Raw genomic sequence first — 25,545 nt, forward strand, 5'->3', positions numbered from 1 at the left:
AGATGCGGCGAACTATGTGGTTGTACGGCGATTATCGCCCAGATCCCGGGGAATCACAAGCGTGTGATTCCGCGCGTTCCGCCGCTCGGACGGGACCGGTCGACTCCCGCACGACGAGCGCGGGCGGAAGGCTCGTGCGGGGCATCGCGCGCGCCTGGTCGGACGTGAGCTGTTCGTGGCAGGCGCGGACGCTTCGGTAGCCGACATCGGCCTTCGGCGGAGCGATGGCTGTCAGCGGCACAGGCGCGAGCGACGCGGTCTCGTCATCGTATGCGACGACGGAGAGCTGGGAGGGAACATCGATCCCGCGGTCATGCGCGAGTTCGATGAGCGTGACTGCGGCGTCGTCGGGAAGCATGACGACGGCGGTCATCCTCGTCGCGACACAGCGATCGAGGAACGCACCGAGGGCGCGTTGCGTCAACTGGGTCTCGCTGCCGCGCGGGGGAATCCTGACCTGGAAGCTGAGGCCGTCCGCTGCCAGTGCATCCATCGCATGGTCGAAACCCGCCCGCACCGGTCCCGCGGTCGGGCTCGGGCGCCAGGCCAGCGCGATGCGACGATGACCCAGGTCCGTCAGGTGGCGGATTGCCAGCTGTGCGCCGAGGTGATGATCGCTGCTGATGGCAGCGCCGCTGAATTCCTCCTGGACTCCTGGCGCCGAGCGCTCGGCGAGCACGGCCGGGATCCCCAGCGTCGCCATGAGGCGGTAGGTCTCAGGGTCGTCGGGGTACGCACCGGCCGGCGTGACGATCACCCCGTCGAGCCGGGCGGAGACCATCCTGCGGAGCTGGCGTCGTTCCAGCTCCGCCGAGTACTCGGAGGTCGCCAGCACAAGGCGCACACCGAGCTCGGCGGCGGCTGCCTGTGCCCCCGCGATCACACGCGGGTAGTAGTAGGCGGCGGATGGCACCACCATGCCGATGCTGACCGGACGCGGCGGTGATGCCCCGGGACGCGCCGAGAGCGGCATGGCGGCCGGGGGGATCGCCCCGCCGTGCACCCGTTCGAGCCGCCCCTGGGCGGCGAGGCTGTCGAGGTCGCGGCGGATGGTCATGGCGGACAGACCTGTGCGCCGCGTGAACATCGCCGTCGAGAACGCGCCCGTGAGGGCGAGTTCGCGCAGGATCTGGTTACGGCGTTCGGAGGGGATCAACGGCGAGCTCCTTGGAGGGTCCTCTCCCACGCTACCCACTTCCCGATCGCGGCTCAGTGCGCCATGGCCAGCCCCGATGCCGGAGTCTGCGCGAGCCGATCGGTGTCGATCACCCGTCCGTCGAGGATCATCCGTCCGGCTCCGGTCATCGTCGCGGTGAGTGGACCGGACCGACTAGTGGCCAGCACGATGCGAAAGGTCGCGTGCGTCCCCGCGCGCGTCAGACGCAGGGTGCCGTCGATGTTCTCGGCGATCAGGCCCTCGGGTTCGAGCACGAAGCCCGACAGTGTGGCTCCGTTCGGCGCCGTGAAGGTGAACATGGGAGAACCGGGTGACGGGCTGTCGTCGATCGTGATCGAGACGCCGTTCTCCGGGCGCAGCTGCCAACTCCATTCGTGTGGGACCGTGTCGTCGAACCGATCCTTCACAGCCACGATGGCGCTGCTTCGCCCGCCCTTCGCCAGGTCCACCACTTCCTGTCGCTCGGCCTTCACGACCTCGAAGTTCTCTGAGCCGTCGAGATGCAGGTAGCCACCGCCCTGGCCGCGGAATGCCCGGGAATCCAGCGTTCGCCCCTTGCCGTTCACGGTCTCGTACTGGCTGGCATAGGGCTGCAGCTCGCCGTCGATGAGAGGCACGCTCCACAGTGCAGGCGCGTCCTTCGCCTTGCCGCCCAGGGTCGCCCAGGTGGTGTCGTCACCGATCCACGACAGTGAGAAGGTCTCGGACGACGACCAGCCACGGTGCTGCTGGTTGCGGTTCGACGTCACGATGATCGTGTCATCGGAGTCGCGATACCGGTTGCGGAAGGCGTAGAAGCCCGAGACGTCGTCGAGGATGGCGGTCTTGGCGGCCTTGGCGGTCAGCCGGCCCGTGGACGCACTCGGGTGCGTCGGGTAGTAGAGCATGCTCCACAGGCCCTGGATGCCGTCGAACGAGCGGGTCGCCGAGTCGACGCCCATCACTTCGTCGTACACCGCGGTCATCCCGTCGACGGCGCTTTTCGGTGTGATCGGGAAGAGCAGCGGGAAGGCACCGGCGACCTGGCCGTTCGGTCCGCTCACGCCCCACTGGGCCACATCGCCCTTCTGACGGTACGACGCGACGTGCAGGGCGAGGTTCCAGAACTGCGGGCGCTGCAGGTGCTCGTCGAGCGCGGTCATCCCGGTCCCCTGCGCGAGATAGATCGACGGCAGCATGTACAGGGCGGTGTAGTGGAAGTAGTCCCAGCCCTCCTGGGTGTACCCCGAGTCGGTGTACGCCTGGTCCAGGTGCTGCGCGACCTGATCGGCGAGCATCCCGATGCGGGCGTCGTGGTACCCGAAGTCACCGTCGCCGCGCGCTGCCAGCAGGAGCGCCAGCTCGCTCGCGCGGACGACTCCGACCCAGTTGCTGGTCTTGGACGTGTCGTCCAGAGCGGGGTGATGGTAGGTCGACAGCAGGTCGACGGAGCGCGTCATCGCCGTGCGCACCGTCGCGCGCTGCGCCTCGGTCCAGGCGGCATGAGCCCAGTCGTAGGCAGGGGCGAGCAGCAGCTGTGCACGGGCCAGTTCGAGGCCCATGTTCACGTCACGCGGCACGATGAAATCCAGAGAAGCCATGATGCCGTCGTATGCGGTCTGCGCATACGACGGATCACCGGTCACGGCGTAGGCGAACGCCGCGTCGCGAGCGCGGTACAGCCCCGCGCTGCCGTTCGAGGCGTACCCGGAGTCCGGGCCGGAGACGCGGGACAGCAGCGCGGACCATGCGCCCGTCACCGTGGGCTGTCCCTTCGCGAGAGCCCGCTTCACGGTCGAGATGGCATCACCGGTGGCGATCGCGCGCGGATGCTCGCTCGATCCGACCACGGCCGTGCCGATCACGGTGGCGCCGGAGCGCAGCTCGACCGTCTGTCCTCCGTGGGCAGCGATCTGAGCGTGGCCCTGCGCGCCGGCGACGTCCACCGTGCGGCGACCGGCACGCAGCGAGAGATCCTCGGAGGGGACGTGTTCCGCGAGGGTCCAGCTGACCCGTGCGCCGGCCCCATCTTCGAGCGCTGTGACGATCGTGTTCTGCTGGGTGCTGCGCAGCACTGCCGGGGTGGTCACCTGGCGCGCCGGTGTGGTGGCGATCACTGTTCCGTCCGCCGCGACGGCATCCACCTGGTACGTGTAGGTCGTGTCAGGCGACACGCCGTCGTCCGCCGTGGTGGCCGCGTAGGCGCTGCGCAAGAAGCTGGTGTCATCGCGCGCCGGCGGCTCCGCTCCCGTCGTACGGTGCACGGCGTACCGCGCGGCCTGCTGCGCGTCGTCGAAGGACCAGAACAGCTCCACCACTCCGTGCGCGGTCGCCGTGGCGGTGAGCGACGCCGTGCTGGCTCCGGCGTCCACGCGAACGCCCGTCACCCAGAGCGTGCCGGGCGAGCGGTCCAGCATGGGCTCGATCGAGAGCTGGGCGGCTCCTGCGGGCAGCGTGATCTCGGTGGAGACGGTCTTCCAGTCGAACGTTCCCGTCAGGTACGGCCCCTTCTGCACGGGCACGATCGCTTTGCCTGCCGCATCGAATGCCTGCACGCGAACCTCGCTGAAGCCGCCGGAAAGACCGATGCCCTTCACCGAAGCCGAGACGACGAGCTCGCGGGGCGTGGTCTCGTCGACGGCGATGCGCTGCGTCAGCGCATACCGGGTCGCCGCGCCGGTAGTCGCAGTGATCGACACCGCGGAGCCGCCGTCCGGTCCCGCCGTCTGATCGACCGTGACCTCGGCCGTACCCGCAGGGTTCCACGCTCTCCACATCTCCGGCAGTCCGGACGATGCGACCGATGCGAAATCGGGGTTCGCGACCACCGGCACGGCGCCTTGCGCGGCGCTGCTCGGCGCGGCGATCATGAGCGAGATCATCATCGCTGCGCTCGCAGCCATGGCCGCCGTCATCCGCGAACGCCTTCGGTGCCTGAACATCGTCGTCGAAGACATCCCGAGGTCCTCCTTCGCCTGCCCGGATCGCCGGGTGCCCGCATCCGCGCGGACGACTCAGATGCTATGCGCAGCATCCGCGCCTCTGCCGGAAACGCACAGAAGCGCACATCCCGCCCTGTGCCCTCGCGCGTTCCCCACGAAAAGGGAGCCCCGGCCGTGCGGCCGGGGCTCCCTCGATGCGCGTGGCGCTCAGGCCTCGCTCATGGCTTGCTTGACCTGCTGGCCCTTGGCCGCGTAGTACGCGGCGCGGGCAGCGTCCTTGCGCGCCTGCTCGGCGTAGCCGTGCTCGAGGACGTCCTGCGGCACCTCGAACTGCGTGTGCTCAGAGGTGCCGTTGTACTTCTCGATGTAGGCGTCGAGCTCGGGACCCGAGGTCCACGAGGTGATGAGGTTGTAGCGCGGCTCGGTGCCGTTGTGCGTCGTGGCGTGCCACAGGCGCTGGGTGTCGATGATCAGCTGGGCACCCGCGGGCAGCGCGATGCGCACCTCGCCCTGCGGGTCGGTGCGGTTCTCGCGCAGCACGAAGAAGCTGTCCTTGTCGTCGGTCAGGTTGAAGAAGCCCCGCACGACCCAGCCGGTGCCGTCGGGGTTCAGGCGGTTGTTGTCATCCTGGTGCAGGTTGTACAGGCAGTCGCCGTACGGCGTGGGCTGCAGCTCGATGACGCGGCAACGGCCGACGTTCGCGCCCGGCTCCTGCGCGCGACGGGTCAGGTTCGGTGCCTTCTCGACCTGCGAGTCGATCCAGACGCCGTCCTTGTCGGTGCGCGGTGGCTTGTGGTTCCAGAAGCCGTTGCACTCGATCTCGCCCTGCGCGCTGGCGAGCGGGGCGAAGCGCGTGTCTCCGGAGGACTTCCAGTCGACATACTCGATGTCGAGCCACTCCTTGGGGTCGAGATCCTGGTTGTACCTGTCGAGGATGACGAAACCCTTGTCCTCGAGGGCTGCGGACTTGATGTATCCCATGATCTGAGTCATGTCCTTTCGTAGGGGGCCAGCACGTTTTTACAGGCCCTACTTAGGCAAGCCTACATCGGGGCCCGCGAGGAGCCTGGGCGCGCCACCGGGCGGAATCCAGCCCGGGACTAGACTCGACGCGGCGGATCCCGTCTTCCCGCCGCACGGAGGAATCACCCAGTCATGGCAACGGCGACCAATGTCGAAGCGACCGCAACCGGCACGATCGAATGGCTCTCCGCCCCGGCGACGAACATCGTGGTGCCGGTGTACCAGCGCCAGTACCGGTGGGACATCGGCGGGTGCGAGAAGCTGCTGTCGGATGTGCGGGCGGTCGCCGATGAGCAGGAGTCGCATCGTCACTTCATCGGGTCGATCCTCTCGGCGGAGGACGCGCAGGACGGCGATCTGATCCTCATCGACGGCCAGCAGCGGGTGACCACGATCATGCTTCTCGTGGCCGCCCTGCACCACGCCGTGCGGGAATCGGACCCGTCGATGGCGGCGGAGCTCGAACGCGTGCTGGTGCGATCGGATGCCCCGTCGCGCACCAGGCTGCGTCCGCATCACGCCTGGGCCGACCTCTACGAGTCGGTCGTCCTCGACCGGCGTGACGATGACGAGCGGGAGTCGCGATTCGACGACAACTACGCGTTCTTCCGCAGTCAGGTGCATGCCGATGAGGCTCCCCGCATCTGGCGCGGGCTGCGCAAGCTCGAGCACGTGTCGATCACCTTGGGCGCCGAGGCCAACGCCCAGCAGATCTTCGAGAGCCTCAACTCCACCGGCGAGCCGCTGCGCGACCACGAGCTCATCCACAACTACGTGCTGATGGGACTGTCGCACGCCGAGCAGCTCGTCGTCGAGGAGGAGTTCTGGCAGCCCATCGAACGGCACACCGGCGAGACCATCGGCGCCTTCTGGCGCCACTACCTCGTGATGACCACGGGACGAGAGGTCGCGGCGGCAGGCGAACACGGCGTGTATGCGGCGTTCCGTGACTCCTTCCCCCGTCTCGATCTCGCGCACCTGCGCACCGATGCGGCGGTCTGGCGGGAGTATGCCGAGATCTACGGGACCCTGCTGGATCCGACGCGCGAACCCGACCTCGCCGTGCGGCGTCAGCTGGAGCACGTGAACACGTTCGGACGTGCCACCTATCCCCTTGTCATGAGCGCGTACGGGGACCACCGGCGCGGGGTGATCGCACAGGACGAGCTCATCGAGACGCTGGAATGGGTGCAGGCGATGTTCCTGCGCCGGGCGGTGGTGGGGCTCCCCGCCGACCGGCTGATCGCGCGCCTCTGCCGTGCCCGCGCCGGGGGCCGCGACGAACTGATGCGCGCGGTCGCCCGCATCACCCCGTCCGACGAGCGGGTCAGCGCCGTGCTGAAGTACGTCGAGCTGCCGCACGCGAGCTATGTGCTGGGCCGCATCGAGGACGTCGACGACCCGTCCGCCTTCGATGTGGAGAGCATCGTGCCGGCGGTTCCCGCGGATTCGTGGTCGGGTGACGGCATCCGCCCGTGGAGCGAGTACAGCGAGGACGAGCAGAACAGTCACCGCGCACTCGCGCCGACGCTGGGGAACCTCACGCTGCTCGAGCCGCAGCTGACCGAGCGCGTGTTCGGCGCGGCGTTCCCCGACAAACGCCGCGACGCGTACGCGCGCAGCGCGGTCGCCTCCACGCGGGAGCTGTCCGACGTCGACGTGTGGGACACCGCCGCGATCTCGGCGCGCAGCGCGCGCCTGATCCGCGAGTTCGTGCGCGTGTGGGCGCGGCCCGCTCTCGCCGAGATCGACGACGACGGCCTCACCCCGGTGCTGGATGCGGTGCGGCGGCGCGGATGGCCTGCCGGCTGGGATCGCGAGTTCGACTACGTCGAGTATCGCGGCGAGCACTGGGAGGTGAAGGACGTGAGGGCGCTCTTCAACCGCGTCTTCCGTCGCGCGTGGACCGACGATCGGCCGTCCGCGCTGTCATACAGCGCGCATCACGGCGGACCCATCTACGACGAGATGGCCTGGAAGGGCCACTGGGACACTCTCGCCGACGGAGCGCACCTCTACATGGGCTGGGATTCCAATTACATGATGACCGCCCTGCAGGGCGTGCTGGAGGAGTCCGGCATCGCCGCCGAGGTGTTCGTGAAGTACTCCTACATCGGGAACGTGATGTGACTCTTCCGCTGACACGGATGCGCCGGACCTAACCTTCCGGACGCTGCTCGTCGCCGTCCTCGGGGACCTCGATGTTCTGCTCGGCCACGTCGGCCGGATTCGCCTCGACACCGCCGGGCTCCGGCTGCGTCGTCGTGCGCTCGGGGTCGCGGGGTTCCTCGACGGGCTCCCGCCGCTGCTCGAGGCGGTCGCCCTCGGCCGCCTGCATGAGATCGTCCGCCTGAGTGTGATCGTCCGGCCTGCCGGGCATGACGGCTCCTTTCCTGGTACGGACCTCCAGGATGCCCACCGCCGAGCGGGCAGGAAAGGGGGTTGCGGTCGTCCGAGTCGCCCGCGTCAACCCCGGTGCCCACGCCGCTGGGGTCCCGTAGCGTGCGAAGCGATCGAAAGGAGCGCGGATGGACTCGGCTGCCGCGGCACCCCCACGCACGGGCCGGATCCGGGTGGGCACGTCCGGCTGGCGGTACGGCTCGTGGCGTGGCGACTTCTACCCTCGCGGTCTTCCACAGCGACGTGAGCTCGCGTTCATCGGCGAGAGCTTCTCGACGGTCGAGCTGAACGGCAGCTTCTATTCGCTGCAGCATCCGGACAGCTACCGCAAGTGGCGGGCGAGCGTACCCGAGGGATTCACCTTCGCCGTCAAGGGTTCTCGGTACATCACCCACATGCTGCGGCTGCGCAACTCCCGCACCGCACTGGCGAACTTCTTCGCCTCGGGCGTGCTCGCCCTGGACGACGCGCTGGGACCGGTGCTGTGGCAGCTGCCGGAGCGGCAGGAGTTCGATCCGGATCGACTGTCGGAGTTCCTCGCGATGCTCCCGCGCACGACCGCCGAGGCGCAGGCTCTCGCTCGCGACCACGATGCGAGACTCGACGGGCGCGACTGGCTGCACATCGACGCCGACCGCCCCATCCGTTACGCCCTCGAGCCGCGCGCGGAGAGCTTCGCACATCCCGACCTGTACGCCCTGCTGCGCGATCACCGCGTCGCGCTCGCGCTCGCCGACACGGCCGGCCGGTGGCCCCGGCTCGAGGCGGACACCACCGACTTCGCCTACATCCGGCTGCACGGCTCCGCCGAGCTGTACACCAGCGGGTACTCGGCGGCGGAGCTGCGCGAGTGGTCCGACCTGTGCCGGCGGCTGTCGAACCGGCAGGCGGACCACCCGGCAGACGTCTACGTGTATTTCGACAACGACGCGAAGGGACACGCGCCGCACGATGCCCGCGCACTCGCCGACCTCGTCGGAGACGCACCGGAGGGCGCGCCGTGAAGAGGGACGAGGTGTCGTCCTCGGCCCTCACGTCGGTCGGCTACGACCCGGCGCACGCCGTGCTCGAGATCGAGTTTCGCAGCGGTGACGTCTACCGCTACTACGCGGTGCCGCCGTCCGTGCACTCGGCGCTGATGCACGCGCCCAGCCTGGGCACCTACTTCCAGCGCCGCATCCGCGACCGCTACCCCACGGAGAGGCTGTGATCGGGTCTCAGCGCCGCGACCGGCGGAACCGGCGCGCCGCCCGCGCCTCCTCGAGCTCGGCGCGGGCGTTGCGGCGAACCCGCTCGGTGTCGCGCAGCGGCACCTGGATGTCCCGCTCCGCCGGGATGCCGTGGCGCAGCTCCCGGATGCGCTCCATCTCGGCGTCGAAGAGCGCGCCCGCCAGCAGGGACATGTTGCCGATCCAGAGCCACAGCAGCAGCATGACGATGCCGGCGAACGAACCGTAGATCCGGTCGTAGTCGGCGAGGTTGCTCACGTAGAACCCGAACCCGACGGATGCGAGCGCGAACAGCGCGATGGCGATGACCGCACCGAGGCTGATCAGGCGGAAGCGCGGATGCGCGATGTTCGGCGCGAAGTAATACAGCAGCGCCACCACGATGACCACCACCGCAACCAGCACGGGCCACCGCGCGATGCGCCACACGAGCAGGGTCACCTCGCTTGCTCCCGTCGCCCGACCCACGGCCTGCACGAGGGGCCAGCTCGCGACGGCGAGGCCCCCGGCGAGCGACACCAGCAGGAACACGACGAGTGTGACCAGCAGGTGCACGGGCTTGGCCTTCCAGAGCACCCGGCCCTCGGGCACGTCGTAGATCCGGTTGATCGCCCTGCCCAGTGCGGTCACGTACCGGGCGACCGACCACACCGCGATCACGAGAGCGACGACGAGATACCATCCGATGTTCGCCGCCGACGCCAGCTGCTCGATGGGCTCACCGATCGCCCCCACGACGTCGGGCGGCAGCACATCCTTCGCCACATCGAGCACGGCGCGCACGCCGTCCTTCCGGTCGCCCAGCAGCGCGATCAGCGAGAAGGCGGCGACCACCGTCGGAACCATCGCGAGCAGTGCGTAGAAGGTGAGACCCGCCGCCGCATCCGGCGAGGCCGTGCGGAAGAAGCCACGGACCACTCGACGCACGATGGAGCCGACCTCTGCCCTATGCCGCGCTCGTGCCACCTCGGTGCCCATGCGGCACAGTCTCGCGCATGCCGCGCCGTCGCGCATGCGACTTGCCGCGACCCGCGTCGCGGTGCTAACGGCAGGCGAAGTCAAGCCCCTCGCGCCGTGATCCCGTCCGGACGACGGTGGAGGCATGAGCGACAGGACAGACGACCCGAACCGCGCCGCAACCCCGGAGGACGATCAGGATTCGCCGGCCGCCGGCTCCGCAGAGCGACCGCGCGCGACCGACGAGCCGAGCGCCGAGAAGCCGTCCGACGAGCAGCCGCGCGTCTCGGAGCTCGAGGAGCCGAGCACCGAGAAGGAGCCCGATGAGGAGCCGGAGGCGCGGCGCCCCCATGACCCCGAGCCCGACCACCAGGCGGTGGGCATCGGCGTCGTCGGCGGACCGCAGACCGACACCGACGCCGCGGACGACGGCGAGAACGGCTGACAGGCCACGGGCTCCTGACGAGCGTCAGCGGGCGGTGTCGGCCGCGCCCCGCAACGACGATTCGCCTCGCTCCCAGCAGTGCAGGATGTGCTCGCTTCCCCATCCGTCGACGGTGAGGCACGCGGCGGCGCCGAAAAGGATGTCGGCAAGCAGTTCGGGCTCGTCCTCGGCGAGCGAACCGGCGAGATCGCGCCCGGCGATCTGCTCGTGCACGGCGTCCGCCTCGACATGCTCGTCGTAGTACGCCGCGACATCGTCGCCGAAGCCGACACGGCGCAGCCCCTCGGCGATCGCGCGGCACGGCAGCGACGACGTCATCTCGAACGCCGCGAGGTGCCCGACCGACGCGCCGCGAAGTCGGCGGTTCATGCCGAACATCGTCATCAAGTTGAACGACGCGAGGGTGATCGCGGGCACGGCGTCGACATAGGCGCCGTAGGTGTCATCCAGCCCCGCCCCACGCATCGCCCGGGCGAACATCGTCTGATGCATGCGGTCGGGGCGGCCGCCGCCGTACTCGTCGGCCTGGATCTCGACCAGCGCCACCTTCGCGCGGCCGGTGAGCCGAGGGATCGCCCAGGAGTGAGCATCGGCTTCGCGCAGCGTGTAGATGCTGCGCTGTATGAGCAGCTCGCGGGCCTGCTCGACCGTCGCCTTCCTGCTGACGAAGCGCGACAGGCTGGGGCCCGGCTCGGGGGCGGTCATGCGGAAGAGCTCAGCGGCGACGGCTTCTCTCGTCGGCTCCGGGACCGTCGGATGCTCGACCGCGGCCCGCACGGCATCTTCGAACGCCCGCTCCAGTGCCGCGCGCGCGGTGATCAGCGACGTGTCCCACTCCCAGTGCGCCCCGAACGCCGGAATCGACCCGTACGCGACCGCGTAGAGCAGGAACAGCGACAGCTGAAGATCGTCGTCGCGGATGGGGTCCTCTGTGAGTGCGGCTTCGCTCGCACGCTGCGGCAGCTCGTCGGCACGACCGGGTGCCCGATCGCTGAGCACATCGAGCAGCGCGGAGCTGAGCGGGCCGCGCGCGGCGAAAGGGGTGGAGAGATCCGAATCCGAGGCGAGGCCGATTGTCATGCGAGGTCTCCTTCGTCAGTGCACCGTCGTGCGTTCACTCTAGAGCGCGCGTGCACAGCGTTCATCGGGCTTGACACCGCCTGTGCACAACTGCCAACGACACATCCCGCCTGCTCCGCTACCGGGATGCTCCGCGGGCGTCAAGACCCTGCATCCGGCCGCCCGACAACGGGCAGACTCGGCAGAGAGAGCCCAGAGGAGAGCGATGACCACGCACGACGAGCCCGTCTCGATCACCCCCTGCCCCGACGGCCCGCTTCTGGTGCGCGGCGAGATCGAGCTGCGTTCCGCCGACGGCACCCTGATCGATCCGCACCGGCACACCGTGGCGCTGTGCCGGTGCGGGCTGTCATCGATCAAGCCGTTCTGCGACGGGGCGCACAAGACGGCAGGATTCCGCACGGAGGCGTGACGTTCCCGGTGGGGCGGGCGGGACTCGAACCCGCGATCGTTGGGTTATGAGCCCACTGCCTTGACCAGCTTGGCCACCGCCCCGTGCGCACCAGCCTATCGAAGCCGGCGCCCGGCTCAGGACGGTTCCGCCGACGTGTGCGTCGAGATGTGCGCGAGATAGACCGCGGCGTTCCGCTCCAGGCCCTCGCGCTCCTCGTCGGTGAGCGCCCGGCGCACCTTGGCGGGCACACCGGCGACCAGCGACCCGTCGGGCACCTCGGTGCCGCTGAGCACCACGGCTCCCCCGGCGACCAGACATCCGCTGCCGATCACCGCGCCGCTGAGCACGACGGCGCCCATGCCGATCAATGAGCCGTCGCCGATCGTGCAGCCGTGCACGACCGCGTTGTGGCCGATCGACACCCGCTCTCCGATGACCACGGCGTGGTCGGTGTCGACGTGCACCGACACGTTGTCCTGCACATTGCTGTCCGCGCCGACCGTGATCGGGGCGGAGTCGGCGCGCAGCACCGCGTTGTACCAGACGCTCGCGCGCGCACCCAGCGCGACGGCGCCGACGATGCGCGCCCCGTCGGCGACGAACGCGTCGGAGGCGATCTCCGGACGCCTTTCCGCGAGGGTGAGGACGGATGCTGTCGCGGCGATGCTCATGAGGCGAGACTACCCTCACATCCGCGGAATCACGCGGCAGTAAGCGTTGCCTTCGCTTGCTTGCGGAATACTCCCCGCTGAGTAGCGTTGGTGTCAGACGAGCCCCGCAGACCCTTCAGGAGGACCCCATGAGCAAGGCACAGACCGTCCCCACCACCGCCGTCGACCCGACCGTCGCCGCGGCCGCCGCACAGTTCCTCTCCCCCGTCGTGCTGGGCCTCGAGGCGCTCACGGTGAACGGCAAGCAGGCGCACTGGCACGTGCGCGGCGCGAACTTCGTCGGCGTGCACGAGCTGCTCGACACGATCGTCGCGCATGCCGGCGACTACGCCGACACCGCCGCGGAGCGCATCGTCGCCCTCGGCCTGCCCATCGACGCCCGCATCGGAACCGTCGCCGAGAAGGCCGGCATCACCGCCGTGCCGGCCGGCTTCACGCAGTCCGATGAGCTGGTGCGCGCGGTGATCAGCGACATCGACGCCATCCTGGTCGACCTGAAGGCCGCGATCGACGGCCTGGACGAGGTCGACCTGACCAGCCAGGACGTCGCGATCGAGATCATGCGCGGGCTCGAGAAGGACCGCTGGTTCCTGGTCTCGCACATCGCGGCCTGACCGCAGCCCTCGAACGGGCTCCGGAGCATCCGCTTCGGCGCCCGTTCGCGTTCACCCGAGGTGCGTCACGCGACCGCCCAGGATGGTCGCCGCGATCGGCATGGACCGCAGCTCCTCGCGGCCGGCGCGCAGCGGGTCGACGGCGCACAGCACGAGGTCTGCTGTCGCGCCGACCGCGATCGAGGCCTCACCGTGCCGGCTGCTGGCGCCCAGGGCGATCTCGGTCGACACCCGCTCCTCGGGATGCCAGGCGTCGCGCTCGTCGCCCGTGCGATGTACGGCGGCCGAGATGGTCAGCCACGGGTCCAGCGGTGCCACCGGCGCGTCGGAGCCGAACCGCACCGGGATGCCGGCCGACAGCAGCGTGGCGAGCGGGTGCCCGATCGCCTGCTGATCCCGCCACAGGTCGGCGGCCATGTCCCGGTCGTCCACCGCGTGCTCGGGCTGGACGCTCGCGACGATGCCCAGACGGGCGAAGCGCATGAGGTCGGCATGCCGCACGAGTTGCGCGTGCTCGATCGTTCCCCTCGCCTGCGTGTAGGTGAGAGCGTCGAGTGCCTGCGCCACGGCGCGATCACCGATCGCATGCACCGCCGCATCGAGACCTGAACCGGCGGCGATCGTGAGCAGATCGCGCAGCTCGTCCGGCCCGATCGTGAGGACGCCGAAGTTGTCCGGGTCGTCCGCGTAGGCGTGCGAGCACGCCGCGGTGCGCGTTCCCAGCGAGCCGTCGGTGATGAGCTTCAACGGGCCGACGCGGACCAGTCCGTCCGTTCCGGCGAGTTCGTCGCCGCTGCGCAGACCTTCCCTGATCGCCCGTTGCAGGTCCGCGCGATAGAACGCGAACTCCACGCGGTGAGCGTCGAAGCCGCCGGCGACGCGGCGGCGCCACGCCTCCGCGTTCCAGGCCATGTCGAAATCCACCAGCCCCGTGATCCCGCGCGCGGCGGCCCGGGAGCCGGCGGCCGCCACAGCGGCATCCGCCACGATGTCGTCGGCGGCATTGAGACGACGGGAAATCTCGAACGCGTCCTCCTCGCGCAGCAGACCGTCGTCATCGACGCCGTCGAAGCCCTCCCTTCGCAGCGCCGCGGAGTTGAGCCAGACGCTGTGCACATCGGCGTTGATCAGATACGTCGGGCGTTCACCGGATGCCGCATCGAGCAGCGCGCGCGTGGGACGATCCGGCCACAGCCCGTCCCGGAAGCCGGTCCCCACCACCCTGTCGTCGGGCAGCGGCGCAGCCCCGGCGATCAGCCGCGCGGCCTGGACGGCGCTCGATGCCTCGCCGAGCGGCATGCGCTGCGCGTCGAGCGCCCACTGCACCGTGTGCACGTGATGATCCCAGAGGCCGGGGATCACCCAGGTGCCCTCGGCGTCGAGCTGCTCGCACGTCGTCGCGAGATTCCCGGTCGGCGCGATGTCGGCGATCACGCCGGAGCGGATCAGGATGTCGACCGGCTCATCGGCGGGAAGGTACTCCCTGCCCGGTCCGGCCACGCGGGTGGCTCGCAGCAGCAGGTCGCCGGTCATCCGCGGCGCGCCAGACGAGCCTCGTGCGCCCTGCGCATCTCCGCCGCCAGCGCGGGGTTGGCGTACTCCCCCGCGCCGTCGAGCTCGGCGATCACGTTCTCCACGACCTCGTCTGGCTTGTTCTGGCTCAGCTTGCGCTTCGCCGAGACGCGCGTGGGCGAAAGGCGGAACCCGACCGTGCCGGCCTCGAGCGCACGCACGAACTCCTCGGTGTTCGGCGGCTGCCACATCAGGCGGGGCTGCGGCAGCATCCGTTCGAAATGGGCGACCAGGTCGTCGAGCACCCGTAGGTTCGCCTCGGTATCGATGACCTCGGGGATGCCGGCCAGATGCACCGCGGTGTAGTTCCACGTCGGCACCGCCCGCACATCGCCGTACCAGCTCGGCGAGATGTAGCCGTGCGGTCCCTGGAAGACCAGCAGCAGCTCGCGTTCACCCAGATGGAGCACCTGGTCGTCGGGCTTTCCGACGTGCCCGATCACCGTGAGGTCGTCGCGGTCGGGATCGAGCAGCACCGGGTAGTGCGACGCGATCAGCCCGTCATCACCCGTCGCGATCACCGTCGCCCACGGGTTCTGCGCGATCACCCTGCGCAGCTCGGTCACATCCGTCATGGCGAAGCTGGGATTCTGACGCATGAGACCAGATTACGGCCGCGGCGGCGGGACGAGCGCCGCGCTCGCCCCACCGCCGCTGCGCTCACTTCCGCTCGTCGACGACCGGTATGGCCTGCGTCTTCCAGGCCTCGAAGTCCTTGTCGCCCGCCATGAAGGCGTTCACCTCGTCGGTGCTGGCACGCAGCTTCGGATCGTTGTCGAGGTACTTCTTCGTCTCACGGGCGATCAGGCCCGAGAGGATGAGCAGGCCGATCAGGTTCGGGATCGCCATGAGCCCGTTCATGACATCGGAGAAGGCCCAGACGACGCCGAGCTGAACCGTGCAGCCCACGAAGACCACCAGCGAGAACACCACGCGGAACGGCATCACCGCGCGACGTCCGAGCAGGCGCTCGATGTTGCGCTCGCCGTAATACGACCAGCCCAGGATGGTCGACCCCGCGAACATCACCAGCCCGATCGTGACGATGTAATGGCCCCAGTCCCCCGGCAAGCCGTGCGAGAACGCCTCACCGGTCATCAGAGCCGCGCTGATCTGCTCGCCGGTCTCGGGGTCGGTCATGTTCCAGACGCCGGTGGTGATGATCACCAGGCCCGTGCAGGTGACGACGATAATCGTGTCGATGAACGTCTGGGTCATCGATACCAGCCCCTGGCGCACCGGGTGGCTGGTCTTCGCCGCTGCCGCGGCGATGGCGGCGGAGCCCATGCCCGACTCGTTCGAGAAGATGCCGCGGGCCACGCCGAACTGCACGGCGATGATGATGGCCGAACCGGCGAAGCCGCCGACGGCGCTCGTGCCGGTGAACGCGTCGGTGAAGATCTGCGCGAACGCCGCCGGCACGCCGCCGATGTTGGCGATGAGGATGTACAGCGCGCCCAGCACGTAGAAGATGATCATGATCGGGACGAGACCCGCGGTGACGCGACCGATCGACTTGATGCCGCCGACGAGCACCAGCAGCGCGAAGATCGTCAGCGCCACGCCCGACACCCAGGTGGGAACGTTGAAGCTGTTCTCCATGTTCGTGGCGATCGAGTTGCCCTGGGTCATGTTGCCGATGCCGAAGCAGGCGATCACCGCGGCGATCGCGAAGAACAGCGCCAGGAACTTGCCGAACCCGTTGGGGATGCCGCGCTCGAGGTAGTACTGAGGTCCGCCCGACTTCTCGCCGGCATCGTCGGTCTTGCGGAAGCGCACGCCGAGGAACGCCTCGGAGTACTTCGAGGCCATGCCGAGCAGGCCGGTGACCCACATCCAGAACAGTGCACCCGGGCCGCCGATGCCGATCGCGGTGGCCACGCCGACGATGTTGCCGGTGCCCACCGTGGCGGCCAGCGCGGTGGTGAGCGCCTGGAACTGCGAGATGTCGCCGTCGGCGCCGGCATCCTTGCGGGTGAAGAGACCGAGGCGCAGCGCCGCGCCGAGGCGCAGGAATTGCAGTCCGCCGAGGCGGATGGTGAGGTAGAGGCCCGTGCCGAGCAGCAGCGGGATGAGGATCCAGGGTCCCCAGATCCACGAGCTGAGCCCTGTCAGAAAGTTCTCCAGACCGGTCAGGTCCATGGCGTCTCCTGTCGTGCGTCGTTGCAAAGGATTCCGCCATCATATTCACGGCGCGCGTTCAGCTCGGCGCGACGTGCCACGCGTGGCGCGCGCCGGTCGGTCGGCTTAGCGCTGGCAGAACGGGCACCAGTACAGCTTGCGGGCGCCGATCTCCTCGAGCGCGATCTCGGTGCCGCACACCCGGCAGGGCAGCCCCGCACGGCGATACACCCAGTGCCGGTCGTCGCGGTTCGCCATCGCCGCCCGATACTGCTCCGGCGACAGATCGTCCATGGTCATCATCTGACCGGTCTCCACGCCGACGGCCAGCAACCGGACCCAGTCCCGCCAGAGTGCGCGCACGATCTCCTCGGGCACGTCCTTGCCCGGCGTGTGCGGATCGAGGCGCGCGCGGTAGAGCATCTCCGCCCGGTAGACGTTGCCGATGCCGCTGACGACAGACTGATCCATCAGCAGCAGCGCGATGGGCGTCGCCTTGCGGCGCACGATGCCGACGAAGCGCTCCTCGCCTTCCGCGGGATCTCCCACCAGCGGATCGGGGCCGAGCTTCGCGATCGTCGCGAGCATCTCATCCGGCGTCTGCAGCACGCACGCCGTCGGCCCGCGCAGGTCGGCGCAGGTCACGGGCGTCAGCAGACGCAGCCGCACCTGGCCGACGACCGGCGGCGGCCACTCGTCGCCCTCGTCCTCGAGACCCTGGGTCTGCTCGGACATGCGCACGTGCACGCGGGTGCGGCGCGGCGCGCCGATCGATGCGAGGGAGTTCTCCCCTTCGGCGTCGAAGATGGGCGCCTCGTCGTCGCCTTCGGCGAGCACCGCACCGCGCTGATTGGTCTGGCCCATCCGCCCGTTCGCCGAGGCGATGGTCGGGTCGACGAGGATCTCGCCCGCGAAGTCCCATGCACCGTAGAGCCCGAGATGCACGCGCAGCCAAAGGTTCCCGTCGAACTCGAGGAACATCTGCTTGCCGACGGCCCGCGCCTGCAGCATCTCGCGACCGTCGAGTACCGCCGCTCCCTCGGCGAATCGCCCCTGTGGGCTGCTGGCGCTCACCGGCCGGCCGACGAAGTTGCGCGCGAACTGCCGGGCGACGCGGTGGACGGAGTGACCCTCGGGCATGTCAGGCCCGCGGGTCCGGCAGCAGAGACCCGTCGCCTTCGAAGTCGGCGATCTGGCCGATGCGGCGCGTGTGGCGTTCCTCGTCGGAGAACGGCGTGGCGATGAACGTGTCGATGAAGGAGGTCACCTCGTCGAAGCTGTGCTGGCGCGCACCGATGGAGATCACGTTCGCGTCGTTGTGCTCGCGGGCGAGCTCTGCCGTCGACAGGTTCCAGACGAGCGCCGCGCGGATGCCTTCGACCTTGTTCGCTGCGATCTGCTCGCCGTTGCCGGATCCGCCGAACACGACGCCCAGCGCCTCGACGCCGGCTCGCTGGTCGGCGACCACCGCCTGCGCGGCGCGGATGCAGAAGGCCGGATAGTCGTCGAGCGCGTCGTACTCCACCGGACCGTGATCGATGACCTCGTGCCCCGCCGTGCGCAGATGCTCCTGCAGTCGCGTCGAGAAGTCCAGGCCGGCGTGGTCGGTGGCGATGTGGATGCGCATGGCATCATCCTATTCCGGGCGCCCTTGATCGGCTCTGCGCAGGGGCCTCGCGCCTCCCAGGCTCCGGGCAGCGCGAAGCGATGCTCGGAGGGGGGCGTGGGATCAGGGTGCGACGCCGGCCGCGGCCGGCTTGAACCCCGCACGGACGTTCTCGCAGCATCCGGGCCGGCACACGTCGAAAGCCGGACCGAGCGAGGTCGCGTGCGCTCGATCGGAAGCAGGACGGCCCTCGAGCCTCTCCTGGATGAGATCGACGATACCGGCGACGAACGACGCCGACACGCCGGGGGTGGGCGTGCGCACGAACCGCAGCCCGGCTCCCTCGGCGGCCTCCTTCGCCTCCGTGTCGAGGTCCCAGAGCACCTCCATGTGGTCGCTCATGAAGCCCACCGGCACCACCACGACAGCACGGCGTCCGCGCCGGGGCAGATCGCCGATGACGTCGCACACATCCGGCTCCAGCCAGGGCTGCGACGGCGGGCCGGAACGCGACTGGTAGACGAGCTCCCACGGCACGGCGGCGGCCGACGGCAGCAGCTGGGCCACCCGGTCCATCACCCAGGCCGCGACCGCCTCGTGCTGTGCCGCATACGCGCCGCCCTCGCCCCAGTCGACGTCACGGGGACCGGAGCGCTCGGCGTCCGCCGTGGGGATGCTGTGCGTCGAGAACAGCACCTGCACGTCCTCCGGGGCGACACCGCCGTCGATGAACTCCGCCACCGCGGCGTGCACGCCCTCGACGAAGGCCTGAACGAACCCGGGGTGGTCGTAGAACGGGCGGATCTTGTCGATCGTCACGACGCCGTCGTGCTCGGTGCCGTCCAGCACGCGGGAGAAGTCCTCGCGGTACTGGCGGCAGCTCGAGAACGAGCTGTACGCGCTCGTGGCGAAGGCCAGCAGCGTCGTGTCGCCGTTGCTCGCGGCTTCGGAGACGGCATCCTCGAGATACGGCGTCCAGTTGCGGTTGCCCCAGTAGACGGGCAGATCGATCGACCGCGCCGCCAGCTCGGCCTCGAGCGCGATCTTCAGCGCGCGGTTCTGCCCGTTGATCGGGCTGACGCCCCCGAAGTGCCGGTAGTGGTGAGCGACCTCCTCCAGCCGCTCATCCGGAATCCCACGTCCCCTGGTCACGTTCCGCAGGAACGGGATGACGTCGTCCTGCCCTTCGGGACCCCCGAAGCCGGCGAGCAGGATCGCGTCATAGGCGACGGGCTGCTCGATGTACGGGGCGCCTCCCGCAGCGGCGGGCGAGGCGTGGCGGACGACATCCGGTACAGAGGAACTCACGGCCTTCATCCTTCCACTCGTGGCTATGAGCCAGCGGCGAGACGATTCGCGACACCGCGGTGCTGGCGTAGGCTGTCAGGGTTGTCGTCGGCGCCAGCAGCGTCGACGCGGGACGACATCCCCTCACCACTGGGAGAAACAGCTGTGCCTGGAGAAAACCTCACCCGTACCGAAGCGCAGGAGCGCCGCGCCGTCATCGACACGCAGTCCTATCAGGTGTCGCTCGATCTCACCAAGGGAGCCGAGGTCTTCGGCTCTCGCAGTGTGGTGCGCTTCAACGCCACACCGGGCGCCTTCACCTTCATCGATTTGATCGCACGCGACGTGCGCGAGATCACGCTCAACGGAGAGCAGATCGACCCGAACGAAGCGTTCGCCGATTCGCGCATCGCGCTCAGCGATCTGCAGGCCGAGAACGTTCTGATCGTCGATGCCGACTGCCTCTACACCAACACCGGCGAGGGCCTGCACCGCTTCGTCGATCCGGTCGACGGAGAGGTGTACCTCTACTCGCAGTTCGAGGTGCCGGACTCGCGGCGCGTCTTCGCCGTGTTCGAGCAGCCCGATCTGAAGGCGACGTTCCAGTTCACGGTCACCGCGCCCGCAGCGTGGAAGGTCGTGTCGAACTCGCCCACGCCCGAGCCGATCGTGCACGACCCCTCATCGGGGTCGGGCAGCGAGCCGATCGCCACCTGGGGCTTCGAGCCCACCCCGCGCATCTCGTCGTACATCACCGCGCTGATCGCCGGGCCCTACGAGGCGACCTTCTCCGAGCTCACCAGCAGCTCGGGTCAGGTCATCCCCCTCGGGGTCTACGGGCGCAAGAGCCTGTGGCAGCACCTCGACGCCGACTACATCTTCGACAAGACCCGCGAGGGCTTCGCGTACTTCGAATCGAAGTTCGGCGTGCCGTATCCGTTCGCCAAGTACGACCAGCTGTTCGTGCCGGAGTTCAATGCGGGCGCGATGGAGAACGCCGGCGCGGTCACCTTCACCGAGACGTACGTGTTCCGCAGCAAGGTGACGGATGCCGTCAAGGAGCGCCGCGTCGTCACGATCCTGCACGAGCTGGCCCACATGTGGTTCGGCGACCTCGTCACCATGAAGTGGTGGAACGACCTGTGGCTGAACGAGTCGTTCGCCGAGTGGGCGTCGACCATCGCCACGGCCGAGGCGACCGAGTGGAGCGAGGCCTGGACGACCTTCAACGCCATGGAGAAGACCTGGGCGTATCGTCAGGACCAGCTGCCCTCCACGCATCCCGTCGTCGCCGAGATCAACGACCTGCAGGACGTGCAGGTCAACTTCGACGGCATCACGTACGCCAAGGGCGGCTCCGTGCTCAAGCAGCTCGCCGCCTGGGTCGGGATCGACGCGTTCTTCGCGGGCGTCGGCCAGTACTTCCAGAAGCACTCGTGGGGCAACACCGAGCTCAGCGACCTGCTCGCCGAGCTCGAGGCCACGAGTGGCCGCGAGCTGAGCACATGGGCGAAGAAGTGGCTCGAGACCGCCGGCGTGAACACGCTCTCGCCCGTGATCGCCGAGGATGCATCCGGCGCCATCACCCGCTTCGCGGTGACCCAGACCGCCCCCGCCGACTACCCCACCATCCGTCCCCACCGTCTGGGCATCGGGTTCTACGACCTCGACGGGGATGCGCTCGTGCGCACCCACTACGTCGAGGTGGACGTCGACGGCGATCGCACCGAGATCCCCGAGCTGCAGGGCCTGCGGCGCCCCGACATGGTGCTGCTGAACGACAACGACCTCGCGTATGCGAAGATCCGCCTCGACGAGCGCTCGCTGGAGACCGCGATCGCCCACCTCGCAGACATCAGCGACCCGCTCGCGCGCTCGCTGGTCTGGGGTGCGGCGTGGGATCAGACGCGCGACGCCGAGACCGCGGCATCCGACTACATCGATCTCGTGCTGGGCAACATCGGCCGCGAGACCGAGTCGACCACGGTGCGCACCACGCTGGCGCAGCTGCAGCTCGCCGCGAACCACTACGTCGCACCGGATTCTCGGGCAGCGGCCCGCGAGAAGATCGCCGATGGCCTTTGGGCGCTGGCCCAGCAGGCCGAAGCGGGCAGCGACAGCCAGCTGCAGCTCGTCAGCGCGTTCGCGAACGCGCTGACGACGCACGACCACGCCGGCATCGTCGGCCGCCTGCGTGCCGGCGAGGAGACGCTGCCAGGGCTCGAGATCGACGCCGACCTGTCGTGGCAGCTGCTGATCGGGCTGGCCGCCGCCGGCGCCACCGACAAGGCGGCGATCGACGCGGCGCTCTCCGCCGACAACACCGCCAAGGGCGCCGAGTTCGCCGCCCAGGCCCGCGCGGCGCTGCCGACCTCCGAGGCCAAGCAGGCCGCCTGGTCGTCGCTGATCGAGAACGACGACCTGCCGAACACCATCGTGCGCGCGGCGGCCGCCGGCTTCGTGCACCCGTCCGGCGCCGGCGTGCTCGGCGAGTTCATCCCGAAGTACTTCGACATGCTCCTGCCGATCTGGGAGGGTCGCACCTACCAGATCGCCGACTACCTGATCGTGGGCCTCTACCCGCGTGCACTCGCGAACGTCGAGCTTCGCGACGCGACCCGCGCCTGGCTGTCCGCCCACCAGGACGCCTCACCGGCACTGCGCCGCCTGGTGCACGAGAACCTGGCCGATGTGGAGCGCGCCCTCGCCGCGCAGTCGCGCGACGCGGAGGACTGATCCCCACGGCCCCCTCTGGCAGGCCGACGACACGTCGGACTCCGAACGGGCCTCTGCGCATCCAGTGTGCGCGGAGGCCCGCTCGCTAACATCGAGGTGATGAACATCCCCTCCGCCGCGGAGACGCCCGCGCCCGAACCGACCGACCCCGGACCGTGGGGCAAAGTGCTGACAGCCCTCCTCGAGATCGGCGGGCGGGCACTGACCGTCGCGATCATCATCGCCGGGTGCGTGCTCATCGCCTTCATCCTTCGGTTCGTGATCCGCCGCGTGGTGCAGCGCATCGTCAACAGCGCGAAGTCCAAGGCGCGCGTCGATGACACGCAGGCCCTGGAGCGGTCGCCGCTGGCCGACATGCGGCTGGTGCAGCGCACGCGCACGCTCGGGTCGATCCTGCAGAACATCGTCAATGTGATGCTCGTGGTGATCGCCATCGTGCTCGTCGTCAACTTCCTGGCGCCCAGCCTGCTCGGCTCGCTCACCCTGCTCACCGCCGCCGTCGGCGCCGGTCTCGGCTTCGGCGCGCAGAACATCGTCAAGGACGTGCTGAACGGCATCTTCCTCGTCGCCGAGGATCAGATCGGCATCGGCGACGTGGTCGACGTCGGCCTCGCCTCCGGCGTCGTCGAGTACGTCAGCGTGCGCGTCACCCAGGTGCGCGATGTGAACGGCACGCTCTGGTACGTGCGCAACGGCGAGATCACCCGCATCGGCAACATGTCCCAGGGATGGGCGCGTGCGATCGTCGACCTCGGTGTGCCGGCGGACGCGGAGCTCGAGCTGGTCGAGTCCACGATGCTCACCACCGCGCAGGATCTCGCGAAGGATCCGAAGTGGCGCACCCGGATCATCGAGCGTCCCGAGGTGTGGGGCCTCGAGTCGGTCGACGGCGACGCCCTGGTGGTGCGCGTGGTCATGAAGACCCGCGCGAACGCGATGGACGACGTCTCACAGGAGCTCCGCCGCCGCCTGCGCCAGGCCCTCCTGAATCACGACGTGCTCGTCCCGCGCCTGGAGTCGGTGACGCTGACCGGACCCGACGGCGCCCGCCGGGTGCGCGGCGCGAACCCGCCGAAGACGCGTCCGAATCCCGTGACGGGCGTGCCCCGGGTGGTCGAGCGCGGCATCTGGCGGCGCAGGAAGAGCGGCGACGGCCGGAACGGCGAGGAAGGCGAGGAGAAGTGAGCTTCTACGACGAGGTCGGCGGCTACCCGACGTTCGAGCGGATCGTGTCGGTGTTCTACCGCGAGGTGGCCCTCGACCCGGTGCTGAAGCCGATGTACCCCGAGGAGGATCTCGGCCCTGCCGCGGAGCGGCTCACCTGGTTCCTCGCCCAGTACTGGGGCGGTCCCGCCACGTACGGCGAACGACGCGGCCACCCTCGGCTGCGCATGCGTCACATGCCGTTCCACGTCGATCCGGATGCCAGGGACCGGTGGCTTCGGCACATGCGCACGGCCGTGGACGAGGCCGCGTTGTCGCCTCTGCACGAAGCGACGCTCTGGGACTACCTCGAGCGCGCCGCATATGCCATGGTGAACACATTCGAGCCCTCGGGCATCGGGCCCGCCTCCGGCGGACGCACGACGCTCGAGACGCGCGCCAGCCAGGAGCCGACGGAGACCGCATGACGACCACGCCCGCCACCCGATCCGCTGATGTTCTCGTGATCGGGTGGGGGCTGTCGGGGCTGGTCGCCGCGGCGGAGGCCGTCGCCGCCGGGCGCAGCGTCGTCCTCATCGACCAGCAGCCGCGCACCGACCTCGGCGGTCAGGCGTGGTGGTCGTTCGGCGGGCTGTTCCTCGTCGACTCCCCCGAACAGCGTCGCATGGGCGTCCGCGACTCGCTCGAGCTGGCCACCCAGGACTGGTTCGGCAACGCCGGCTTCGACCGGCCGGAGGACGAGTGGGCCCGGCGCTGGGCGGAGGCGTATCTGCAGTTCGCGGCCGGTGAGAAGCGCGCCTGGCTACGCGAGCGCGGAGTGGGCTTCTTCCCCGTCGTCGGCTGGGCGGAGCGGGGCGGTGGCGGCGCCATCGGACCCGGGAACTCCGTGCCGCGCTTCCACATCACGTGGGGCACCGGTCCGGGAATCGTCGCGCCGTTCGCAGATGCCGTGGAGAAGGCGGAGAGTGCACGGGCGGTCACCGTGCTTCCACGTCACCGTGTCACCGAGCTGATCGTCGAGGGCGGGTCGGTCGTCGGGGCGCGCGGGCAGGTGCTCGCCGACAGCGACGCGTCGCGAGGCGCGGTGTCCCCGCGGGACGAGATCGGCGACTTCGAGATCCGCGCCGGAGCGACGGTGGTCGCGTCGGGCGGGATCGGGGGGAATCACGACCTCGTGCGGGCGGCGTGGCCCGCCTCGCTCGGGACTCCCCCGCAGCACATGCTCACCGGCGTGCCCGCGTACGTCGACGGGTCGATGCAGGCTGTCGCCCGTTCCGCGGGCGCCAAACTCATCAACGGCGATCGGATGTGGCATTACGTGGAAGGGATCACCAACTGGGATCCGGTATGGCCGGGCCATGGGATCCGCATCCTGCCCGGGCCCTCGTCGCTGTGGCTGGACGCCACCGGAGCACGGCTGCCCGTTCCGCTGTTCCCCGGCTTCGACACGCTCGGCACCCTCGCGCACCTGCGCCGGACCGGGCACGATCATTCCTGGTTCGTCACCACGCTGAAGATCGTCGAGAAGGAGTTCGCCCTGTCGGGCAGCGAGCAGAATCCGGACCTCACCGGCAAGGACGTCGCCCTGCTGCTGAAGTCCCGGCTGGCCAAGGGTCCGACGGGACCAGTGCAGTCGTTCCTCGACGAAGGCGCCGACTTCGTCGTCGAGAACGACCTGGAGTCGCTGCTCGCGCAGATGACCCGGATGCCGGGCGGGGAGGCGCTCGACGTGGACCGCGTGCGCCGCGAGGTGATCGCCCGGGATCGCGAGATCGGGAACGACTTCACGAAGGATGCGCAGATCTCCCTGCTGCGCTCGATGCGCGCCTACCGCGGCGATCGCCTCATCAGGACCGCTTCCCCGCACCGCCTGCAGGATCCGGCCGCAGGGCCGATGATCGCGGTCAAGCTGCATGTGCTCACCCGCAAGTCGCTGGGCGGCATGCAGACGGATCTGGACGGCCGAGTGCTCGACGCCGCGGGCGAGGCGATTCCCGGCCTGTTCGCGGTCGGTGAGGCGGCCGGGTTCGGCGGGGGCGGCGCGCACGGCTACCGGGCGCTGGAGGGGACGTTCCTCGGCGGATGCCTGTTCTCCGGCCGTCAGGCGGGCCGGGCTGCCGCCCGCTGAGCGGCTGTCCTGTGCCGGAG

At 69.4% G+C, this 25,545-nt stretch carries 23 protein-coding genes and 1 tRNA gene; 10 read left to right on the top strand and 14 right to left on the bottom strand.

Translation table 11 applies throughout. The annotated features are described in order from the left end of the window. Positions 1-31: 31 nt before the first annotated feature. The 3 genes from ACFWH5_RS09960 to ACFWH5_RS09970 all read right to left on the bottom strand — a co-directional run bounded on the left by ACFWH5_RS09960 (position 32) and on the right by ACFWH5_RS09970 (position 5,079). Positions 32-1,156 (bottom strand): substrate-binding domain-containing protein, encoded by a 1,125-nt coding sequence (locus ACFWH5_RS09960; protein WP_378834339.1) that lies wholly within the window; start codon positions 1,154-1,156, stop codon positions 32-34. A 53-nt stretch (positions 1,157-1,209) separates the two neighbouring features. Further along, on the bottom strand, positions 1,210-4,059 hold the full coding sequence (locus ACFWH5_RS09965) for a hypothetical protein (RefSeq protein ID WP_378834340.1): 2,850 nt from the start codon (positions 4,057-4,059) through the stop codon (positions 1,210-1,212). Between the two features lie 246 nt (positions 4,060-4,305). Then, the gene (locus ACFWH5_RS09970) at positions 4,306-5,079 is read right to left on the bottom strand and encodes a hypothetical protein (protein WP_378834805.1); all 774 of its coding nucleotides are present in this window, start codon (positions 5,077-5,079) and stop codon (positions 4,306-4,308) included. A 174-nt stretch (positions 5,080-5,253) separates the two neighbouring features. On the opposite strand from ACFWH5_RS09970, the gene ACFWH5_RS09975 reads away from it, so the two are divergent. Beyond that, on the top strand, positions 5,254-7,251 hold the full coding sequence (locus tag ACFWH5_RS09975) for a DUF262 domain-containing protein (RefSeq protein ID WP_378834341.1): 1,998 nt from the start codon (positions 5,254-5,256) through the stop codon (positions 7,249-7,251). A gap of 28 nt (positions 7,252-7,279) precedes the next feature. On the opposite strand, the gene ACFWH5_RS09980 is transcribed toward ACFWH5_RS09975, so the two are convergent. Continuing rightward, entirely contained in the window at positions 7,280-7,501 is a 222-nt protein-coding gene (locus tag ACFWH5_RS09980) for a hypothetical protein (protein WP_378834343.1), read from the bottom strand. A 148-nt stretch (positions 7,502-7,649) separates the two neighbouring features. Between ACFWH5_RS09980 and ACFWH5_RS09985 the strand changes: the two genes are divergently transcribed. Continuing rightward, the gene (locus tag ACFWH5_RS09985; protein WP_378834344.1) at positions 7,650-8,525 is read left to right on the top strand and encodes a DUF72 domain-containing protein; all 876 of its coding nucleotides are present in this window, start codon (positions 7,650-7,652) and stop codon (positions 8,523-8,525) included. After that, entirely contained in the window at positions 8,522-8,731 is a 210-nt protein-coding gene (locus ACFWH5_RS09990) for a KTSC domain-containing protein (RefSeq protein WP_378834345.1), read from the top strand. Before ACFWH5_RS09985 ends, ACFWH5_RS09990 begins: the two co-directional genes overlap by 4 nt. Positions 8,732-8,738: 7 nt before the next feature. Here ACFWH5_RS09990 and ACFWH5_RS09995 read toward each other — a convergent pair whose 3' ends face one another. After that, positions 8,739-9,728, bottom strand: a complete 990-nt coding sequence (locus ACFWH5_RS09995; protein WP_378834346.1) for a YihY/virulence factor BrkB family protein — start codon at positions 9,726-9,728, stop codon at positions 8,739-8,741. 124 nt (positions 9,729-9,852) lie between these two features. Between ACFWH5_RS09995 and ACFWH5_RS10000 the strand changes: the two genes are divergently transcribed. Then, on the top strand, positions 9,853-10,152 hold the full coding sequence (locus ACFWH5_RS10000; RefSeq protein WP_378834347.1) for a hypothetical protein: 300 nt from the start codon (positions 9,853-9,855) through the stop codon (positions 10,150-10,152). A gap of 24 nt (positions 10,153-10,176) precedes the next feature. Here ACFWH5_RS10000 and ACFWH5_RS10005 read toward each other — a convergent pair whose 3' ends face one another. Next, a complete protein-coding gene (locus ACFWH5_RS10005; RefSeq protein WP_378834349.1) occupies positions 10,177-11,232 on the bottom strand; it encodes an iron-containing redox enzyme family protein in 1,056 nt (351 codons plus the stop codon). 205 nt (positions 11,233-11,437) lie between these two features. Here ACFWH5_RS10005 and ACFWH5_RS10010 point away from each other — a divergent pair, with 205 nt between their 5' ends. Next, positions 11,438-11,644 (top strand): CDGSH iron-sulfur domain-containing protein, encoded by a 207-nt coding sequence (locus ACFWH5_RS10010; protein ID WP_378834350.1) that lies wholly within the window; start codon positions 11,438-11,440, stop codon positions 11,642-11,644. Between the two features lie 9 nt (positions 11,645-11,653). Here the strand turns inward: ACFWH5_RS10010 and ACFWH5_RS10015 are convergent. Next, a tRNA-Ile gene (locus tag ACFWH5_RS10015) sits at positions 11,654-11,727 on the bottom strand. 33 nt (positions 11,728-11,760) lie between these two features. Further along, positions 11,761-12,297: a gamma carbonic anhydrase family protein gene (locus ACFWH5_RS10020; RefSeq protein ID WP_378834352.1), complete on the bottom strand. Its 537-nt coding sequence runs from the start codon at positions 12,295-12,297 to the stop codon at positions 11,761-11,763. 128 nt (positions 12,298-12,425) lie between these two features. Between ACFWH5_RS10020 and ACFWH5_RS10025 the strand changes: the two genes are divergently transcribed. Then, on the top strand, positions 12,426-12,911 hold the full coding sequence (locus ACFWH5_RS10025) for a Dps family protein (RefSeq protein WP_378834353.1): 486 nt from the start codon (positions 12,426-12,428) through the stop codon (positions 12,909-12,911). A gap of 51 nt (positions 12,912-12,962) precedes the next feature. Here ACFWH5_RS10025 and ACFWH5_RS10030 read toward each other — a convergent pair whose 3' ends face one another. From ACFWH5_RS10030 to ACFWH5_RS10055, 6 genes are all read right to left on the bottom strand, one after another. Then, positions 12,963-14,444 (bottom strand): amidohydrolase, encoded by a 1,482-nt coding sequence (locus tag ACFWH5_RS10030; RefSeq protein ID WP_378834354.1) that lies wholly within the window; start codon positions 14,442-14,444, stop codon positions 12,963-12,965. Then, positions 14,441-15,082 (bottom strand): FMN-binding negative transcriptional regulator, encoded by a 642-nt coding sequence (locus tag ACFWH5_RS10035; protein ID WP_378834355.1) that lies wholly within the window; start codon positions 15,080-15,082, stop codon positions 14,441-14,443. The genes ACFWH5_RS10030 and ACFWH5_RS10035 overlap by 4 nt, the downstream gene beginning before the upstream one ends. Positions 15,083-15,143: 61 nt before the next feature. After that, positions 15,144-16,625 carry an alanine/glycine:cation symporter family protein gene (locus tag ACFWH5_RS10040; RefSeq protein ID WP_378834357.1) on the bottom strand — a complete coding sequence of 494 codons (1,482 nt, stop codon included), beginning with the start codon at positions 16,623-16,625 and terminating at the stop codon, positions 15,144-15,146. Between the two features lie 105 nt (positions 16,626-16,730). Next, complete coding sequence (locus tag ACFWH5_RS10045) at positions 16,731-17,744, bottom strand: Fpg/Nei family DNA glycosylase (RefSeq protein ID WP_378834359.1); 1,014 nt, start codon at positions 17,742-17,744, stop codon at positions 16,731-16,733. A gap of 1 nt (position 17,745) precedes the next feature. Next, on the bottom strand, positions 17,746-18,231 hold the full coding sequence (locus ACFWH5_RS10050; RefSeq protein WP_378834360.1) for a ribose-5-phosphate isomerase: 486 nt from the start codon (positions 18,229-18,231) through the stop codon (positions 17,746-17,748). Positions 18,232-18,333: 102 nt separating this feature from the next. Continuing rightward, positions 18,334-19,527, bottom strand: coding sequence for a ferrochelatase (locus ACFWH5_RS10055; RefSeq protein ID WP_378834362.1), 1,194 nt, complete (start codon positions 19,525-19,527; stop codon positions 18,334-18,336). A gap of 135 nt (positions 19,528-19,662) precedes the next feature. Here ACFWH5_RS10055 and pepN point away from each other — a divergent pair, with 135 nt between their 5' ends. The 4 genes from pepN to ACFWH5_RS10075 all read left to right on the top strand — a co-directional run bounded on the left by pepN (position 19,663) and on the right by ACFWH5_RS10075 (position 25,525). Beyond that, positions 19,663-22,233 carry an aminopeptidase N gene (gene pepN, locus ACFWH5_RS10060; RefSeq protein ID WP_378834363.1) on the top strand — a complete coding sequence of 857 codons (2,571 nt, stop codon included), beginning with the start codon at positions 19,663-19,665 and terminating at the stop codon, positions 22,231-22,233. Between the two features lie 99 nt (positions 22,234-22,332). Beyond that, positions 22,333-23,418 (top strand): mechanosensitive ion channel family protein, encoded by a 1,086-nt coding sequence (locus ACFWH5_RS10065; protein ID WP_378834364.1) that lies wholly within the window; start codon positions 22,333-22,335, stop codon positions 23,416-23,418. Further along, on the top strand, positions 23,415-23,864 hold the full coding sequence (locus ACFWH5_RS10070) for a globin (protein ID WP_378834365.1): 450 nt from the start codon (positions 23,415-23,417) through the stop codon (positions 23,862-23,864). Before ACFWH5_RS10065 ends, ACFWH5_RS10070 begins: the two co-directional genes overlap by 4 nt. Continuing rightward, the gene (locus tag ACFWH5_RS10075) at positions 23,861-25,525 is read left to right on the top strand and encodes an FAD-binding dehydrogenase (RefSeq protein WP_378834367.1); all 1,665 of its coding nucleotides are present in this window, start codon (positions 23,861-23,863) and stop codon (positions 25,523-25,525) included. The genes ACFWH5_RS10070 and ACFWH5_RS10075 overlap by 4 nt, the downstream gene beginning before the upstream one ends. The last annotated feature ends 20 nt before the right edge of the window (positions 25,526-25,545 follow it).

The sequence above is a fragment of the Microbacterium sp. NPDC058345 genome, from assembly GCF_042723855.1.
GTDB lineage: Bacteria > Actinomycetota > Actinomycetes > Actinomycetales > Microbacteriaceae > Microbacterium.

Coding starts and splice junctions, on each gene's coding strand:
- ACFWH5_RS09965 (WP_378834340.1), bottom strand. CDS start 4,059: ATGGCTGCGAGCGCAGCGATGATGATCTCGCTCATGATCGCCGCGCCG.
- ACFWH5_RS10020 (WP_378834352.1), bottom strand. CDS start 12,297: ATGAGCATCGCCGCGACAGCATCCGTCCTCACCCTCGCGGAAAGGCGT.
- ACFWH5_RS09970 (WP_378834805.1), bottom strand. CDS start 5,079: ATGGGATACATCAAGTCCGCAGCCCTCGAGGACAAGGGTTTCGTCATC.
- ACFWH5_RS10055 (WP_378834362.1), bottom strand. CDS start 19,527: ATGAAGGCCGTGAGTTCCTCTGTACCGGATGTCGTCCGCCACGCCTCG.
- ACFWH5_RS10005 (WP_378834349.1), bottom strand. CDS start 11,232: ATGACAATCGGCCTCGCCTCGGATTCGGATCTCTCCACCCCTTTCGCC.
- ACFWH5_RS10000 (WP_378834347.1), top strand. CDS start 9,853: ATGAGCGACAGGACAGACGACCCGAACCGCGCCGCAACCCCGGAGGAC.
- ACFWH5_RS09985 (WP_378834344.1), top strand. CDS start 7,650: ATGGACTCGGCTGCCGCGGCACCCCCACGCACGGGCCGGATCCGGGTG.
- ACFWH5_RS10010 (WP_378834350.1), top strand. CDS start 11,438: ATGACCACGCACGACGAGCCCGTCTCGATCACCCCCTGCCCCGACGGC.
- ACFWH5_RS09995 (WP_378834346.1), bottom strand. CDS start 9,728: ATGGGCACCGAGGTGGCACGAGCGCGGCATAGGGCAGAGGTCGGCTCC.
- ACFWH5_RS10040 (WP_378834357.1), bottom strand. CDS start 16,625: ATGGACCTGACCGGTCTGGAGAACTTTCTGACAGGGCTCAGCTCGTGG.
- ACFWH5_RS09975 (WP_378834341.1), top strand. CDS start 5,254: ATGGCAACGGCGACCAATGTCGAAGCGACCGCAACCGGCACGATCGAA.
- ACFWH5_RS10065 (WP_378834364.1), top strand. CDS start 22,333: ATGAACATCCCCTCCGCCGCGGAGACGCCCGCGCCCGAACCGACCGAC.
- ACFWH5_RS10050 (WP_378834360.1), bottom strand. CDS start 18,231: ATGCGCATCCACATCGCCACCGACCACGCCGGCCTGGACTTCTCGACG.
- ACFWH5_RS10045 (WP_378834359.1), bottom strand. CDS start 17,744: ATGCCCGAGGGTCACTCCGTCCACCGCGTCGCCCGGCAGTTCGCGCGC.
- ACFWH5_RS09980 (WP_378834343.1), bottom strand. CDS start 7,501: ATGCCCGGCAGGCCGGACGATCACACTCAGGCGGACGATCTCATGCAG.
- ACFWH5_RS10030 (WP_378834354.1), bottom strand. CDS start 14,444: ATGACCGGCGACCTGCTGCTGCGAGCCACCCGCGTGGCCGGACCGGGC.
- ACFWH5_RS10075 (WP_378834367.1), top strand. CDS start 23,861: ATGACGACCACGCCCGCCACCCGATCCGCTGATGTTCTCGTGATCGGG.
- ACFWH5_RS10025 (WP_378834353.1), top strand. CDS start 12,426: ATGAGCAAGGCACAGACCGTCCCCACCACCGCCGTCGACCCGACCGTC.
- ACFWH5_RS10035 (WP_378834355.1), bottom strand. CDS start 15,082: ATGCGTCAGAATCCCAGCTTCGCCATGACGGATGTGACCGAGCTGCGC.